The following is a 17,686-nucleotide window of genomic DNA, read 5'->3' on the forward strand; positions in this document are numbered from 1 at the left end:
CTCTAGATTGGGTTATTGACTGGCTCTTCGCGCTTTGAGCTCAAGAATAAAAAAGGAAGCCATATAGACGCTATGAGAAGAGCGACCGACGCCAATTCCCCTCGAAAAAGGTGAAGCAGGGAGGCGATCGCCAATGCATAAAGACCTAACGCTCGGTCGCTTTGAGGGTTATAGACAACTGCGCCATAAAGCCGCCCACCTATAACGCCAAGAAGAAAACCGCCGAATAGTACGCCCAGCGTGCCAAAGTTCATATAAAGCTCACCAAAAATACCTGGCGGCAATGTCGTACCTTCCATGAGCCATTTATCTGGCCAAAAGGCACCTGTAAACACCCCGGCTGCGGTAAGTGGCTTATTCGGGAAAAGACCCGAAGGTATTAAAATCAATACAACCATCAGCAGCGTCGTGCCATTCTGCCATTCCAGCCTCTCGGGCATAGCATCTATGAGCACAGTCATGGTCTGCAACTGCATTAGATTACCCGTAAACTGAGTCGCCAAAAAATGAATGAACGACAGAAAAACACCTTGATCTTCGTTAATGAAAAAGAATCTACCTGTCGCGAGAAACTCCTGCTTAAACAGGTGATAGGTCATCAGCGAAACAAACATCACCACCCCAAGCACCGCTCCTTTTACAAGACTGACACGCTTAACGCGGTAATGCCGAACTATAATCAGCGACAATACGATAATAAAAATTGTCGATTTCTGACCCTGGAGAGCGCAAATAAACAAACCGCCCAAAAAATATAACCAGAAACAAAACCGCTCGGAAAGTGACTTCTTCCCGGCCCGGGTCAATCGTATATACCAGGCCAGCGAGACAGAGAGCAGCAAGTTCTCCAAGAGGAACAAGCCGTTCAAACCTGCAAACGCCCTTATCCTGTCACTGGCACCTTGAAGCAACCCCGAGACCCCGCCTAGGATTACAAGAATAGTTGTAAACGCCAGCAGCGCCACTAACGAAAAACCTAAGGCCCGTTGCGAAAAAATCCGTGGACTTACTATGTAGCGTATCCCGACGGGAAAATTAAAATGCGTTTTCCGTCCTAACCAACACCCCATCAAAACAAAAATCAAAGCCCCGGCATACAGCAAAATGGCATAGTCAATAGAACTCTGCTTATCGAAAAAGGCAAACTCCCAAAACTGACTAAACCCATCAAACCCCATGATAAAAGGATATAATGGGACAATAACGCCTGCAAACCAGATCACCAAAAAGAAAAAGCCAACGCCAAAACAATCAAACGCTTTTTTTTCAAGCGGGACTCGCAAGTGCTCAGGCCCTAAATATTTTTCTTCCAAGGTATCAACCTCTTGGGTCATAAATCAGCGAGGCGGACTCTCACCGCAATCAGAAGCAGCACGGCGGACAAAACAGCACCAACCACATACCCCAAAACGCCAGCCCAAGCATCCAAAACAGGGATACCGACGTATAGAATTAAAAGAACAAGCAAGCCCTCTACAATATTGGTTTTAAGGCTTAAACTAAAAACACGCAATGCGACCAGTATTGTACCGCAAGCAAGAGCCATAGCCTTCAAGGGCAAAGTCAACGCCAACACAATGATATACATGGCCGTCTGCTTATAAACACCGCCCACACACACCAACCATATACAAGAGCAAAAGATCAACAGCAAAGCAACCGTGGATGAGATCTTTAACATGCTTTTTGAGAATGCATGATACCTTTCGCGCAGCTCGCTTTTATCATGGATGACCTCGACCAACTCAGGAAGGGCCCTTTGTGCAATGATTGCCAATGGCAGCAAGCCAAGAATAAGGCTCAATATAGCAATACCAAAAAAACCGATCTCGTCGGTTTTCACATGATAAGCAGTCAACATCAGGACAGGCAGACTATCCACCAACAGACGAACAAACAGGCTGGCATTGACAATGACACCGGACTTGGCCGTTGTCATTAATTCGCGCCCGTTCACTTGGCGAAAATCAAGCGCCAGAAAGATATGCGCTCGCAGTTTCCACCAAACGGCAGCGAGACAAAAGAACTCACCAAGATAACGAGCGGCCATCCAGCCCTGGATACCATACAACTTCGTCAACACAACATGCAGAATAACGCCCGCCCCGGTAACCAGCATCAGAACGAAGTAGATCTCGCGTATCGCCTTCGCCCCCTGAGCAAAGCCAGTCGTTACACGAAGCAAATTAGTCAACAGCACCAAGCCACAGGTTGTAAAAACATAAGAACTAATCGCAGAGGTCAGCACAAACTCATGGGCGACGTATATACCAGCAATCACGACACCTGAAGCGATTCCGACCAACAAAAACACTTGCCGAAGCACTTCACTTTGACGAGAAGTACCATGACTCGCCGCCGTATCGCGAATCGCGATGCTTTGCATGCCCAAACTTCCTGCCAGTACGACAAGAGCAATAATTGTTTCCAGCGAGCGCACCACACCGACGACCGACGGATCAACCCAAGGCGTGATCAAAAACTGACTTATTATTACCCCACCTTGAATACAGGCAGTAATAACGATCAGCTGTAACAGCTTCGAACTTTCAAACATGCTGATCAGACGATTCAACACACGCTACCACCATGAATCTTTATAAACACTATCAACGAAGCTCTCCTTTATTTCACCAGCGACAAGGAATCCAGGACACTTTTAAGCGCCACACGACGAGCTGCGATGGAATAATTGGAAGAAATCCACTGATGCCTGGCTTTGGCATCTTCAGCGCAAGTCGGCGTAGCGACAACCGTCTCCATGGCCGCAGCAATTTCTTCCTGGCTATCTGGTTGAACCCAGTAAGCGAAGTTACCCGCGACCTCAGGCACCGCGCCCCGAGGCGACGTGATCACTCGCGCGCCACACGCCAGCGCTTCGCCGATCGCATGCCCGAAACCTTCATAGAGCGTTGGTTGAACATAGGCCAGGCAATTGCGGTAGTGGTGCAGCTTTTCTTCATCGGAAATCATCCCGACAAACTCCACCTTGTCTGCCACACCCAGGCGCTGCGCCAGGTCTTTTAGTTCCTGCAGGTAGTCACCATGTTTGCCAGCAACAACCAGGCGAAGATGACTTGCGTTAGCCGAAACCTTTGCAAACGCCTCAATCGTCGGAATCAGCCCTTTACGAATGGCGTTCGTACGACTGGTCCAGGTCACCGTAAAAAAGTAATTCGATCCAACCGCCGGAAGCTCGCCAGGAGAATAGTAATCTGTATCAATCGCCAGCGTTGCGTACACGGGGTTTCTCACCGGCAGGTTGGTTGTGACTTCCTCACACTCCGATCTTGAGATGAACAGGTTTCGATCGGCTAATAACAGCGAGGTACGCAGCACTGCCTTCTGCCATAGCGGACGGTCCAGATAACACAGACCCGGGATCTCTTTCCGGCAGGTGGAGTAGTCAAAGGCCCCAGTTACAATTACCGGCCGACGACGGAGTTTTCCGGCGAGCAACGGAAGCGGCGAATGCCCCCACCACCAACAAAAATACAGATCCGCTTTCCAATCTAATGTGCCCGGCGTCCCGGACAGAACGACTTCGTGTCCGAGCTCCTTGAGAATTCGAATATCAACCCGATAAAACTCAACTTTATCAAACATCTCGCGCCAATTAGCGTGAGCGGACATATTAGCAAAAAAACATATACGCACAGTGCACCAACCCGTTACTTGCCAACCGTATTAAACACGTGCCTTCTGCTGATACATTGACAGCAATGTATCGTGCAAACTAGGCACATTAATTTCACCTACCACATCAAAGAGCTTGGCCGGACTACCATAAAGCTCTTTAACTTCATCTTCCCTGACAAAGGCAGGATCAACTGTTATCGTTGGCCGATAACCTGCAATCTGTTCCATTTCATCAATCACGCTCAGTAAGGAAATGCTGCGCCCCGAGCAGATATTTATAAACTCACCACGTTGATTGGACGTCAACAGCCTTGAATAGGCCTCCACCACAAAACCGACATCAGACAAGTCGCGGGATACATCCAGATTGCCCAATCTGAGCTCCTTTTCTCCACGGGCAAATGCGCCCACGATCTTGGAGAAAACGAATGACTCCGACTGGCCGGGTCCAGTGTAATTGAATGGCCGTACCACCAATATAGGCATACGAGAAAACCACTTGCGGACAAGGGCCTCCATCGTCAGCTTGCTCAGTGCGTAATGATTAACGGGCTGCGGTTCACTGCTTTCTGAAATGGGCGATGAAATAGCGTTCCCGTAAATGTTTGCACTGCTCGCAATGATGATTTTTTCAACGACCACCTCAGCCTCCTTAATCGCATTAAGAAGGCTTTCTGTACCCAATACATTGACTCGGTAATATGACAAGGCATCGCTGCTGGTGACATGCGCCAGCGCGGCCAAGTGAATAACATGGGTGGGCTGAACCTGCTTTATCCAACCACTGAGTCGCGCCGTGTCATTCAGGTCCGCATCCAAGTGGTCAAACTCACAGGCCAGGCGCTCCCCACCAAGGCCGGCAACCCGCCAGCCGGCCTTGGTGAGGCTTTGCGCCAAGTGCTTTCCAGTAAAACCCGAGAGCCCTGTAATCAGTACTGTGCGATCTTTACTTTGAAGTGCCATTGCGAACCCTTCTCAAGTCAGCTTCAACCATCAGCTGGCACAGTTGCTCCAGCGTCGTTTCTGGTTTCCAGCCTAACCGCTCTTTTGCAAACGAAGCGTCGCCAATCAACAACTCGACTTCCGCGGGTCGATAGAAGCGTGGGTTAACTTTTACCCGGGTGATGCCGGTACGACGGTCAACGCCGAATTCGTTCTCGCCACTTCCAGACCAATCGATATCAACCCCTACGGCCTTGAAGCTCATGGCAACAAAATCACGAACGGTTTCAGTACGGTTGGTAGCAAGCACAAATGTTTCCGGTGTGTCGATCTGCAACATCCGGTGCATGCCATCTACATACTCTTTAGCGAAACCCCAGTCTCGCTTGGCATCCATGTTTCCGAGTTCCAGCACTTGCTGCTCGCCCATTTCGATACTGGCGACAGCATCGGTAATTTTACGAGTAACGAACTCTTTTCCTCGCAGAGGAGACTCATGATTGAACAGAATGCCGCTGGTGGCAAAAATATCATATGATTCGCGATAGTTGATGGTTGTCCAATGCGCAAACAACTTCGCAACACCGTAAGGGCTGCGTGGGTAGAAAGGCGTGCTTTCAGATTGAGGAACAGCCTGTACCAGCCCAAACATTTCAGATGTCGAAGCTTGATAGAAACGAATCTTCGGATTTACTATTCGGATCGCTTCGAGCAAATTAAGCGCACCGACTCCGGTAATCTGCGCGGTTGTAATTGGCTGATCGAAGGAAACGCCTACGAAGCTTTGAGCCGCCAGGTTATAAACCTCGTCCGGGGCGCAATTCTGAATTAAACGAATAGTTCCGGAGAGATCAGTCAAATCAAATTCGACAAGATGAAGATCATCATGCCCAAAAACACCAAGTTCCTCTAATCGCCAGAAACTTACAGAACTTGTGCGGCGATAGGCGCCATAGACCTTATAACCCTTGGACAGCAGCAGTTCGACAAGGTAAGCCCCATCCTGACCTGTAACACCAGTAACCAGCGCATGCTTCTGCATCTGTACAACTCCTAAAAATTTAAGCCTTAAACACGTCCATAGGTATCGTCAAATCGAACAATATCATCCTCACCCAAGTACGTTCCCGACTGCACCTCTATGATCTCAAGAGGAATGGTGCCAGGATTGGAAAGGCGATGAACATGGCCAATAGGGATATAAGTACTCTGGTTTTCGTTCAGCTGAAAAACACGATCTTCACAGGTGACTTCAGCGGTGCCAGACACGACAATCCAATGCTCCGCCCGATGGTAATGCTTCTGCAAACTCAAGGTTGCTTTCGGCTTCACCAATATCCGCTTCACCTGAAAGCGCGAGCCCGAATCTATGCTGTCGTACCAGCCCCATGGGCGATGAACACGACGATGAAGCTTTGATTCTGGCCTGGCCTTGATATTCAACGCTTCGACAATAGCCTTCACACCCTGGCTACGATCTTTATCCGCAACCAATACGGCATCAGGCGTCTCGACGATAACAATATTTTCAAGCCCCACGGCCGTTACCAAACGGTGAGAGGCGTAAACCAATGTATTGGAGCTGGAGTCTATTATTACGTCGCCATGGGCAGCGTTTTGTTTTTCGTCCTTTTCACTCGAACGCCAAACAGCATCCCATGCTCCCAGGTCAGACCAACCGGCATCCATCGTGAGCATTTTCAACGTCAGGCCAGCTGAAGGCGTTTTCGCGCAATGCTCGATCACGGCATAGTCAATCGACTCAGGCGGTATCAGGGAAAACGCGTCAAGTTGTGGTCGAATAAACCCATTATCTTCAACTCGGCCCTTCCACGCGGCCTCAGTGGCATCGAAGATGTCACTTCTGAACGCGCCCAGTGCTTTCAACCAGACTGACGCGCGCAGCACAAAAATACCGCTATTCCAGAAATAGCTTCCATCTTCCAGGTATTTTTCTGCGGTTGTCCGCTCAGGCTTTTCAACAAACGCATCCACCCTCTTGACGGTAGAGGGGTCTGCCGAGTGGATATAACCATAACCCGTCTCAGGGCGATCAGGCGTAATCCCCAAGATCACAATGCTGCCATCTTTCGCAACATCGACCGCTTTACTGACCGTGTCAGTAAAAGCTTGAATATCGAGAATCATCTGGTCGGCCGGGACAACGACCAGAACCGGGTCAATCTCCTCTCCCACCTCATCGCGCGCATAAAGCGCCGCCAACGTAAGCGCAGGGGCCGTATTGCGTCCTACCGGTTCAAGAATGACAACAGCTTTAGAAACGTTCATTTCCCGGATCTGGTCGAGACACAGGAAACGATGCTCATCGTTGGCAACGATGCATGGAGCCAATAAATCCGAGCCTTGACCGTCAATCTTCAACAGTCGGGCAATCGCCTGCTGAAACAACGTCTCCCGCCCCGAAATTGCCAGAAACTGCTTCGGGTAAAGAGTTCTGCTAAGCGGCCAGAGTCTCGTTCCCGAGCCTCCAGACATAATAACCGGAAGAATTTTCATACAAGCCAGATTCCCCGGGTATCAACAATCCGGCGACCCTCGAGAAGTGAAGAAGAAACACTTTTGAATGGCTTGTGATCCACCAGTAACAACAAGACATCCGCGCGCTCAAACGCTTCTTCTATTGTGCACAACTCAGCGTTCGGCAACGTCGCAGGCAGAGAATCAATATTAGGTTCTACGACAATAACCTTCCCGGCGTGCCGGCTTGAGATATTTTTCGTAATTTCCAGAGATGGACTTTCCCGCAGGTCATCAATATCAGGTTTGAATGCCAGGCCGAAGCACGCGATAACAATGTCTTTTTCCGACTTCCCGGGGTGACTCGACAGATGATCGGCCACAGCAGCATCAACTTTCTCCATAACCCACGACGGTTTGGAGTCATTGACTTCACGTGCAGTTTGGATCAGTTTCGCCTGGCCTTCAGCCTGACTCACGATGAACCAAGGGTCGACGGCGATGCAATGCCCACCCACGCCAGGTCCTGGTTGGAGGATATTGACGCGAGGGTGCCGGTTGGCGAGCTTGATAAGCTCCCACACATCGACATCGAACTTATCGCATATCATCGACAATTCGTTCGCGAAGGCAATATTCACATCGCGAAAGCTGTTCTCGGTCAACTTGCACATTTCTGCTGTTCGGGCGTTGGTGATAATGCACTCGCCCTCTACAAACAATTTATACAGACGTGTCGCGGCTTCTGAGCACTTGGGGGTCATCCCGCCGATGACGCGATCATTCTGTACCAACTCACGCAACACGTGGCCGGGAAGCACGCGCTCAGGGCAGTGAGCCACGCGAATGTCCGACGCCTCGCCATGGGTCTGCGGGAACGTCAGGTCAGGGCGTGCTTCAGCCAGCCATGCCGACATCTTCTCAGTCGCACCCACGGGAGAAGTGGACTCGAGGATGACCAGATCACCCTTTTTCAATACTGGCGCAATGGATTTGCTTGCGGACTCAATGTAAGAAAGGTCCGGAGCATGACCGTCCTTGAAAGGAGTGGGCACCGCAATCAAGAAGGCGTCCGCCGGCTCAGGTCGTGTACTGGCGCGCAGATACCCCTCGGTCACGGCCGCGTGCACGACTATGTCCAAATCAGGCTCAACGATATGAATCTGTCCGCCGTTGATCGTATCGACGGCCTTTTGATTAACGTCGACACCAATGACCTTTAACTTTCGCGCAGCAAAAACGGCTGCGGTTGGCAAACCGATATAGCCCAAACCAATTACAGAAATAGTGGAAAAATCCATGACCAAACCTTAATTTTTGAAAGTGGCTAGAGCATTAACAATACGCATGCAGGCGTGACCGTCACCATAAGGATTATGAGCAACGCTCATCTCCTCGTAAGCCTTTTGATCAAGTAAAAGCTCACGCAAGTGGTGAACTATCTTGTCCTTCTCTGTACCGACCAATCTGACGGTACCTGCCTCAATCGCCTCAGGCCGCTCGGTAGTGTCCCGCATGACCAGCACGGGCTTGCCCAAAGAAGGTGCCTCTTCCTGCACACCACCGGAGTCCGTCAGAATCAAGTACGACCGATTCATCAAATAGACAAAAGGTAGATAATCCAATGGTTCGATGAGGTGAATATTTTTTATACCAGCCAACAAACGGTTGACCGGTTCACGGACATTTGGATTCAAATGAACGGGGTACACGATCTCCACATCATCAAACTCATGGGCAATCGAAGCCAACGAACTGCAGATCCTTTCGAATCCATCGCCGAAGCTTTCACGCCGATGCCCTGTCACAAGGATGACGCGGCGTTGAGCAGGTAAAAATGCGAACTGCTCGGAGAACTTCTGTTTTAACTGGTCATTGGTTTCGAGCTTCTGTACGACCTCAAGCAGAGCGTCGATTACAGTATTCCCAGTCACATGAATCGCGTCAGGTGACACCCCTTCACGCAGTAAATTCTGTTGCGATCGTTCAGTAGGAGCGAAGTGAAGAAGCGCGAGTGCTCCCGTCAACTTTCGATTGGCCTCTTCCGGCCAGGGAGAATATAAATTTCCGGTGCGAAGCCCAGCTTCGATATGAGCCACAGGAATTTGCTGATAGTACGCCGCCAATGTAGTTGCAAAGGTCGTAGCGGTATCACCATGCACCAAGACGATATCCGGCCGATAAGTCCGGAAGACCTCTTTCATTCCCTGAAGAATACCAGTTGTCACGTCGGTAAGGTCTTGACCCGACTTCATGATATTAAGATCAAAGTCAGGTTCAAGTTTAAATAACTCTAACACTTGATCCAGCATTTCACGGTGTTGACCCGTGACGCAGATTTTGGCCTCAAAACGCTCATCTGCATTCAACGCTAAAGCTAATGGAGCCATTTTTATAGCTTCCGGTCGCGTACCGAAAACACTCAAGATCTTTAAAGTCATTAGATTACCAACGATTCCATATCATTATTTAGTCAGAGAATCAGTCTGGAAACCAGCAACGCTGCCATGCCCCTGCCTGACCTACCGATTACGCGCAAGCGAGTTTTCGCCGCTCCAACTGCAACCGCCTCTGCTTTGCAGCGCAGCATATCATCAACAAGCGTGCCAACATAACGCCTGGCTGGCTCAACCACACGCCCCATGAGACCCCATCATCCCCCCCTCAGTTCAGGACAGGACAACGTTTTACCGCAACATTTGCGGTGAGCCGCTTCACCGCAATGGTGCGTCGCAACCTCTCATTGAAATTGGGCTTTTGGTTATTGCCCCACAGGAACCCGACCTATCCGAGATCGCTATTGGGCCCACGCTCGACTGTGCCATGCAGCTCGTTGCTAATCGCCGGCGCACCCTGCACGACCGACCTGGCCGAACAGTACGCCCTTATCAAATTCCGAACCAATACTAGCCATAAGCCATTAACCTGGAGACCGCACATAAAAATCCACATCAAACCGTATTAGGCGGTGCACCATCAACTATTAAACCAACAATACAAACCTGTGCAGGCCGCTTGACGCCCGCACAAGTAAACAAAGATCAAATGCCGAAACGCCATGAAGACTCGACGCAAAGTCTTAGTAACTTTTGATAGCCGAGAAACCACCCAGGAATGCCCCTCGGCGGTTCACAGTTGCGCAAGCACGTAATGCAGGTTCCGTATGAAAGCAAGAAATACGGCCCCGAGGGGAAAACGCGTGAAGCCAAAAGCTTCACGGCCTTGGAGTTATTTTCGGTTTAACTTATTGCCAGGCTCTTGTTGCCGATCCAACTGAGCGACCGAATGGAGAAGTGAGCCTGCCGGCTCGCGCCCATCGCGCTCTGCATTGTCGCGAGCAGCACGTAACGCCTGCCTGACCAACGCAATACCAATCGCGACAATCGCCCCCAGGAGCAGGCCAAGAAAAATGATCAATGGACGATTCGGGCTCGACGGAACCAACGGCTCAAGGGCCTGCTGGTCAATACTCACCAGCCGCAGCTTCGCCAGGTCGATATTCAGACTACTCAAACGGAAAATCTCTGTTCTCAACGGTTGAACGCCGGCAAGAAAGATATCTTCATTTTTTCGAGCATCCAGGACCTCAATCTCTCGGTTGGATGCGAGCAACTGAAGCTCCCTGGCGATTTGAGCGATGCGCGACTCGGTAAAATCATCCGACTTGCGTGACTGCAATGCAGCAAGCTCAGCCTTAAGCGCATCTACCCCCATAAAATAAAGTGGGATCTGCTGGTTGTTCACCTCAGTACGCATCACGCTACCAGCGTTCGTCACGGCCGATTCACCAAGTGAAGAAGGCGTAGCCGGCTTTTGAATGCCCAGGGAACGGGCAATCCCTATAGCCTCATTCAGCTGAGCAATACGGTCGCTACGCAAGGTTTTCAACTGCGAACGCAGCGCCTTCAACTCATCCTGCAATTGCGCGCGTTTCAACGAGTCAGCTTCTCGCAATGACGCTATTTTGGCTTCTTTTTCAATATCGTAGTTTGAACGAGCCGAATCGAGCTTGCCTTTAAGCTCCCTCAAACGGTTTTTAACGATCACATTCAAATCAGCCGTGACGCGTTCGCGCTCACTTTCGATAGCGTAGTCGACAAAGCCATTAAGAATAGAGACGCCGTCGACGCCTTTCGGATACATCATCTCGAGCTTGATGTAGGAACTCAGCGAATTTTTCTTATCTGCATCAGGAAGAATCAAACGAATAGAGTCATGATTGAACTCCTGAAAACTCTGCTCCAGAGTCTGCCCAGGACGAACAAATTTCTCGAAAAGCTTCTGGTTTTTCTTGAAATAGCTCAGGCGCGTATCATAAGAGTCGAGCGCTGCGCCCACTTTGAGGAGCGCGTCAGCCGGAGGAAGCTGATATATCTCTGATCGATTTAGCGCATCCAAATCATTAATCGCCGCAGGCCGCAAAACCGTGCTGACCTTATATACAGGGGCAGCTAAAAATGCGTAGGACGCCGCAATCAATCCCGCCCCGAGAGTGACGAAAAGCAGAAGTTTTTTTTGTTGCCAGACAGACGCGAAAAGTCGCACAAAATCAATTTCGTCGGACGATCGAACCGGGGGAGCACGGAAGCTACTACTCACAACAAAAACCTGCCTTCAAAGAGAAACTGCGGGCTCGTTATGCAGACAAGATTGTGTATTTTTATTTTAGTTATATGGCCGAAAAAACCCAGCGTCGCTGCCGGACTTTAGCGCACAAAATGCCTGTTATCGAGAACAGATTCCATTTTGCCATCTCACTGACATATTACAAGTCTTGACATATCTGTAGGAGTCTTCCTACACAGATAGGGGCAACCCTTATATAGGCCGTCCGAGAAGGACAGAAAAGCAAATTTCGTAGCCGCGAGACAATAGTCAGTGGTATCGCCGGACTTACCACATGCCGTTCACTCGACGTAACTGATGCGCACCGCACCAGAAAAATCCGACGAACGGCTCGCGAGTGACACAATAACCATGGAAGCTCTACCCACGCCTTGCGGGCATGGACTTTTGACGTCGGCCCCACCCAACGATGACACTAAACAGCGGTCCCAGCAGCATTCCAATTATCAAGGCCACGACCACAAACACCGACACCGGCATCTGCCCGGTCACCCAGCCCAGGAATGAAAGAGACGCGCCCTGCTGGTTTTCCAGCACGAACCCCAACACTGCCAGCACGACAATTAGCATAGCCAGCACCAGAACAACGCGCTTAACCCCACGCATAACCTTCTCCTACCCCAAAAACACTCAGACGCTTTCTTCTTCGTCTTCGTTCACCCGATCGCGCAATTCCTTGCCCGGCTTGAAATGAGGCACGAACTTGCCGTCAAGGCTGACGGACTGCCCGGTTTTTGGGTTGCGACCCACACGAGGCGCACGATAGTGCAGCGAGAAGCTACCAAACCCACGAATTTCAATCCGATCGCCGGTAGCCAGACATTGGGACATCTGCTCAAGCATGGTCTTGATGGCCAGCTCCACATCCTTGGATGAGAGAAGCCCTTGATGGGTGACAATTCGTTCGATCAACTCCGACTTCGTCATATTTTTCCCTTCTTTTTCAAGCAGCTAGGAAAAGCGCTTCGAAGGTTTTAGCATGACCGGAGGAATTTGAACAGCCCATGTATTGACTTATATTCAAAGAGTTGGGGCGTAACTCGATGAGAGTTGGCATTGCGCCGCACGGCCGCTAGCCGCCGCTCAGCTTCACTGAAGCCACTCCACGACAATCACTGCCAGATAGAGCCTACAGGAGCCGATGCGCTGCCAGCGTGCCGACAGCGCTCCACCTGCAGAACACCAAGGCGACGCTGCACACAACACCAAATCCCAGGCACAAAAAAGGGCGACCGAAGTCGCCCTTTTTCTATGGTCTGACAGAACTTAGTTCTGCTTTTCCATTTGTGCACGCAGCAGGTCGCCCAGAGTGGTAGGACCAGCAGAAGGCTCAGAGGTAGCTGGCTTGTCGCGCAGGCTCTGGATGGCTTCTTTCTCTTCAGCATCGTCTTTCGACTTGATGGAGAGCTGGATTACGCGGCTCTTGCGGTCAACGCTGATGATCTTGGCTTCTACTTCTTCGCCTTCTTTCAGAACGTTGCGCGCGTCTTCAACGCGGTCACGGCTGATTTCGGAGGCTTTCAGAGTCGCTTCGATATCGTCGGCCAGAGTGATGATGGCGCCTTTAGCGTCAACTTCCTTCACGATGCCTTTAACGATTGCGCCTTTGTCGTTCTCTTGAACGTACTCGGAGAACGGATCGCTTTCCAGTTGCTTGATACCCAGGGAGATGCGCTCGCGCTCTGGGTCAACCGACAGGATAACGGTGTCCAGCTCGTCGCCCTTCTTGAAACGACGAACAGCTTCTTCGCCAACTTCGTTCCAGGAGATGTCGGACAGGTGAACCAGACCGTCGATGCCGCCGTCCAGACCAATGAAGATACCGAAATCGGTGATCGACTTGATGGTGCCGGAGATTTTATCGCCCTTGTTGAACTGGCCAGAGAAATCTTCCCATGGGTTAGATTTGCACTGCTTGATGCCGAGGGAGATACGACGACGCTCTTCGTCGATGTCCAGAACCATAACTTCCACTTCGTCGCCGACTTGTACGACTTTCGAAGGGTGGATGTTCTTGTTGGTCCAGTCCATTTCGGAAACGTGTACCAGGCCTTCCACGCCTTCTTCCAGCTCTGCGAAGCAGCCGTAGTCGGTCAGGTTGGTAACACGCGCGGTTACGCGAGTGCTTTCTGGGTAACGAGCCTTGATAGCGACCCATGGATCTTCGCCCAGCTGCTTCAAGCCCAGGGAAACACGGTTGCGCTCACGATCGTACTTCAGAACCTTGACATCGATCTCGTCGCCAACGTTGACGATTTCCGATGGATGCTTGATACGCTTCCAAGCCATGTCGGTAATGTGCAGCAGGCCATCGACGCCACCCAGATCGACGAATGCGCCGTAATCGGTGAGGTTTTTGACGATACCTTTGACTTGTTGGCCTTCCTGCAGGGATTCCAGCAGAGCTTCACGCTCGGCGGAGTTCTCTGCTTCCAGGACGCTGCGACGGGAAACGACAACGTTGTTGCGCTTCTGGTCGAGCTTGATGACCTTGAATTCGAGTTCCTTGCCTTCCAGGTGCGTGGTGTCGCGCACAGGACGAACGTCGACCAAAGAACCTGGCAGGAACGCACGGATGCCGTTAACGTCGACAGTGAAGCCGCCTTTAACCTTACCGTTGATAACGCCCTTGACCACTTCTTCAGCTGCGAAGGCTGCTTCGAGAACAATCCAGCATTCAGCGCGCTTGGCTTTTTCACGGGACAGCTTGGTTTCACCGAAACCGTCTTCAACCGAGTCCAGAGCAACGTGAACTTCGTCACCGACATTGATAGTCAGGTCACCAGCATCGTTGTAGAACTGTTCCAGCGGGATCAGAGCTTCAGACTTCAGACCAGCGTGAACGGTTACCCAGCGAGCTTGGTAATCGATATCAACGATAACACCGGTGATGATGGAGCCTGCCTGAAGGTTCAGGGTTTTTAGGCTTTCTTCAAAGAGTTCCGCAAAGCTTTCGCTCATTTTAATTCCTGTTGATAAGGGCGAAGAATACGCCCATCTCCACACCCCAGACGGTGTGGGTCAGTTTCAATTAAAAGAAGCACCACAGGACTATGACTGGTCCCCTGCGGCCTTCTTGGTCACCCGGCGATATCGCGAATGGCGATCTCACTCAAGATGCGTTCCAGCACCTGCTCGATGGACAACTCCGTGGAATCCAGCTGTATGGCGTCAGCCGCCGGCTTGAGCGGGGCTACCGCACGCTGGGTATCACGCTCATCGCGTGCACGGATCTCATCTAGCAGACTCGACAGACTAACACCATCGACTTTGCCCTTCAACTGCAAGTAACGGCGACGGGCCCGCTCCTCGGCGCTGGCCGTGAGGAAAATCTTCAGCGGCGCCTCGGGGAAGACCACCGTGCCCATGTCGCGGCCATCGGCCACCAGACCCGGCGGTTCCTGGAAAGCCCGCTGGCGCTGCAGCAAAGCATCGCGCACCGCCGGCAATGCGGCGACCTGGGAGGCCCAGGAGCCGACCTGCTCGTTGCGCAGGTCGTCGGTCACATCGTCCCCTTCCAGGATGATGCGCTGGGGATGACCTTCGGTCGCCCCGACGAACTGCACGTCAAGATGCGCAGCCAGCAGCTTCAGCGATTCTTCGTTGGTCAGGTCGACGCCATGGTTGCGGGCGGCAAAGGCCAGCAAGCGGTACAGCGCCCCGGAATCCAGCAGGCACCAGCCCAGGCGCTTGGCCAGGATGCCGGCGATCGTGCCCTTGCCCGAGCCACTTGGCCCGTCGATGGTAATCACCGGTGCTTTGATATTCACAATTGAGCCTCTTGGGCAACACGGATGCCGACTTGGGCACACAGTGTAAGAAAATTCGGAAAAGACGTAGCCACGTTGGCACAGTCATGGATACGAATCGGCGCAGCCGCTCGCAGGGAAGCCACGCTGAAGGCCATGGCAATCCGGTGATCGCCATGGGCGTGGACTTCACCACCGCCGATCACGCCACCATCGATAATAATCCCATCAGGTGTCGGTTCACACTTCACGCCCAGCGCAAGCAGACCGTCGGCCATGACCTGGATCCGGTCGGACTCCTTGACCCGCAGCTCCTCTGCCCCACGCAATACCGTCCGGCCTTCGGCGCACGCCGCAGCCACGAACAACACCGGGAACTCATCGATAGCCAGCGGGACCAGGGCTTCAGGAATCTCGATCCCCTTCAACGGCGCCGCACGAACACGCAAATCAGCGACCGGCTCACCACCCACTTCCCGTTGGTTTTCCAGGGTGATGTCCGCGCCCATCAGTCGCAGGATATCGATCACGCCGGTACGGGTCGGATTGATACCCACATGTTCAAGCAACAGCTCGGAGCCTTCGGCGATTGAAGCCGCCACCAGAAAGAACGCCGAGGAGGAAATATCCCCAGGCACCTCAATATGGGTCGCGGTCAACGCATGGCCCGACTCGACCGCAGCCGTAGCGCCCGCCACTTCCACCGGATACCCAAAACCGCGCAACATCCGCTCGGTATGGTCGCGGGTCGGCGCCGGTTCGGTAATCGAGGTTTTACCCTCGGCATACAACCCGGCTAACAACAGGCAGGACTTGACCTGAGCGCTGGCCATCGGCAATGCGTAGGTCAGCCCCTTGAGTGCCTGGCCGCCACGAATGGTCAGCGGCGGGCGCCCTTCCGGCCCGGTCTCGATCACCGCGCCCATTGCGCGCAATGGCTTGGCCACGCGATTCATCGGGCGCTTGGACAGCGAGGCGTCCCCCGTCAACACACTGTCGAAGCGCTGGGCCGCCAGCAAACCGGACAACAACCGCATGGAGGTGCCGGAGTTACCCAGATAGATCGGACCTGGCGCCGGCTTCAAGCCATGCAGGCCAACCCCGTGGATGGTGACGCGCCCATGGTGCGGGCCTTCAATCACCACGCCCATGTCGCGGAACGCCTGCAAGGTCGCCAGGGCGTCCTCACCCTCCAGAAAACCTTCGACCTCAGTGACACCGTCCGCCAGAGAACCGAGCATGATCGAGCGATGGGAGATCGACTTATCCCCAGGCACGCGGATCTGCCCGCTCAAGCGGCCACCGGGACTGGCGAGAAACACCAGGTCATCCGCGTTTACTGCAGCATCCATATAGGCCCGACGCGCCAGAATCTTGCTGAAATGCTCCCGTGCCACCCGCGCACGGGTGAACACGCCCAACAACTGGTGCCCGTCGCCAGCATCGACCGCGTCGCGCAAGGCGTCGAGGTCGCTGCGAAACGTGTCCAGGGTGCGCAACACCGCATCGCGGTTGGCAAGGAAGATGTCGTGCCACATCACCGGATCACTACCGGCGATCCGGGTAAAGTCGCGGAAACCACCGGCGGCGTAGCGGAAAATCTCGAGGTTCTCGTTGCGCTTGGCCAGCGAATCCACCAGGCCAAATGCGAGCAAATGCGGCAGATGGCTGGTCGCTGCCAGCACTTCATCGTGGCGCTCGACCTGCATATGCTCGACATCCGCCCCCAGCTCGCGCCAGAGCCGATCCACCACGGCCAGTGCCGCAGGATCGGTTTCATCCAGTGGTGTCAGAATCACTTTATGGCGACGGAACAGCTGCGCATTGGACGCCTCCACCCCGCTCTGCTCGGACCCGGCAATCGGATGCCCGGGCACAAACCGCGCAGGCATGCCACCAAAGGCCAGCCGCGCCGCACGCACCACATTGCCCTTGGCACTGCCGACATCGGTCAGGATTGCCTGGCCCAGATCCATGCCGGCCAACAGCGCCAGCAACTTCTCCATGGCCAGGATCGGCACCGCCAGCTGAATGACATCCGCGCCCTGGCAGGCTACAGCGAGGTCAGCCTCGCAACGGTCCACCACACCCAACTCCACCGCCAACTTGCGCGATTGCGGGTCCAGGTCCACACCGACCACTTCGCCACACAGGCCGCTTTCCCGCAGGCCCTTCGCAAAGGAGCCGCCGATCAATCCCAGACCGACCACCACCAGGCGACCGATCATAGGTACAGCAGGTTGCAATGCAGT

The 17,686-nt window shown here is 52.8% G+C and carries 14 protein-coding genes; all 14 read right to left on the reverse strand.

Annotation, left to right across the window (positions count from 1 at the left end):
* Nucleotides 1-2: 2 nt before the first annotated feature.
* A complete protein-coding gene (locus tag HX817_RS07810) occupies nt 3-1,313 on the reverse strand; it encodes an O-antigen polymerase (protein ID WP_256348677.1) in 1,311 nt (436 codons plus the stop codon).
* A gap of 17 nt (nt 1,314-1,330) precedes the next feature.
* Nucleotides 1,331-2,578: a hypothetical protein gene (locus HX817_RS07815; protein WP_177040073.1), complete on the reverse strand. Its 1,248-nt coding sequence runs from the start codon at nt 2,576-2,578 to the stop codon at nt 1,331-1,333.
* A 47-nt stretch (nt 2,579-2,625) separates the two neighbouring features.
* A complete protein-coding gene (locus HX817_RS31290) occupies nt 2,626-3,606 on the reverse strand; it encodes a glycosyltransferase (protein WP_256348678.1) in 981 nt (326 codons plus the stop codon).
* 81 nt (nt 3,607-3,687) lie between these two features.
* Entirely contained in the window at nt 3,688-4,602 is a 915-nt protein-coding gene (locus tag HX817_RS07825; RefSeq protein ID WP_008437699.1) for a GDP-mannose 4,6-dehydratase, read from the reverse strand.
* Nucleotides 4,586-5,623 (reverse strand): GDP-mannose 4,6-dehydratase, encoded by a 1,038-nt coding sequence (gene gmd / locus HX817_RS07830; protein ID WP_008437698.1) that lies wholly within the window; start codon nt 5,621-5,623, stop codon nt 4,586-4,588. The genes HX817_RS07825 and gmd overlap by 17 nt, the downstream gene beginning before the upstream one ends.
* 26 nt (nt 5,624-5,649) lie before the next feature.
* Nucleotides 5,650-7,098 carry a mannose-1-phosphate guanylyltransferase/mannose-6-phosphate isomerase gene (locus HX817_RS07835; protein ID WP_177040074.1) on the reverse strand — a complete coding sequence of 483 codons (1,449 nt, stop codon included), beginning with the start codon at nt 7,096-7,098 and terminating at the stop codon, nt 5,650-5,652.
* Complete coding sequence (gene wecC, locus HX817_RS07840; RefSeq protein WP_008437696.1) at nt 7,095-8,360, reverse strand: UDP-N-acetyl-D-mannosamine dehydrogenase; 1,266 nt, start codon at nt 8,358-8,360, stop codon at nt 7,095-7,097. The genes HX817_RS07835 and wecC overlap by 4 nt, the downstream gene beginning before the upstream one ends.
* Before the next feature lie 9 nt (nt 8,361-8,369).
* Nucleotides 8,370-9,500, reverse strand: coding sequence for a non-hydrolyzing UDP-N-acetylglucosamine 2-epimerase (gene wecB, locus HX817_RS07845; protein WP_008437695.1), 1,131 nt, complete (start codon nt 9,498-9,500; stop codon nt 8,370-8,372).
* 787 nt (nt 9,501-10,287) lie between these two features.
* Nucleotides 10,288-11,658, reverse strand: coding sequence for a Wzz/FepE/Etk N-terminal domain-containing protein (locus tag HX817_RS07850; protein WP_177036270.1), 1,371 nt, complete (start codon nt 11,656-11,658; stop codon nt 10,288-10,290).
* Between the two features lie 387 nt (nt 11,659-12,045).
* Entirely contained in the window at nt 12,046-12,291 is a 246-nt protein-coding gene (locus HX817_RS07855; protein ID WP_008437692.1) for a lipopolysaccharide assembly protein LapA domain-containing protein, read from the reverse strand.
* Nucleotides 12,292-12,315: 24 nt separating this feature from the next.
* Nucleotides 12,316-12,612 (reverse strand): integration host factor subunit beta, encoded by a 297-nt coding sequence (ihfB, locus tag HX817_RS07860; protein WP_008437689.1) that lies wholly within the window; start codon nt 12,610-12,612, stop codon nt 12,316-12,318.
* A 339-nt stretch (nt 12,613-12,951) separates the two neighbouring features.
* Nucleotides 12,952-14,646, reverse strand: a complete 1,695-nt coding sequence (gene rpsA, locus HX817_RS07865) for a 30S ribosomal protein S1 (RefSeq protein ID WP_003218806.1) — start codon at nt 14,644-14,646, stop codon at nt 12,952-12,954.
* 119 nt (nt 14,647-14,765) lie between these two features.
* Nucleotides 14,766-15,455 carry a (d)CMP kinase gene (gene cmk, locus HX817_RS07870; protein ID WP_003172653.1) on the reverse strand — a complete coding sequence of 230 codons (690 nt, stop codon included), beginning with the start codon at nt 15,453-15,455 and terminating at the stop codon, nt 14,766-14,768.
* Nucleotides 15,452-17,662, reverse strand: a complete 2,211-nt coding sequence (locus tag HX817_RS07875; protein WP_256344294.1) for a bifunctional prephenate dehydrogenase/3-phosphoshikimate 1-carboxyvinyltransferase — start codon at nt 17,660-17,662, stop codon at nt 15,452-15,454. The genes cmk and HX817_RS07875 overlap by 4 nt, the downstream gene beginning before the upstream one ends.
* Between the last annotated feature and the right edge of the window lie 24 nt (nt 17,663-17,686).

This window comes from Pseudomonas sp. C6002, from assembly GCF_013385805.1.
Taxonomy (GTDB): Bacteria; Pseudomonadota; Gammaproteobacteria; order Pseudomonadales; family Pseudomonadaceae; genus Aquipseudomonas.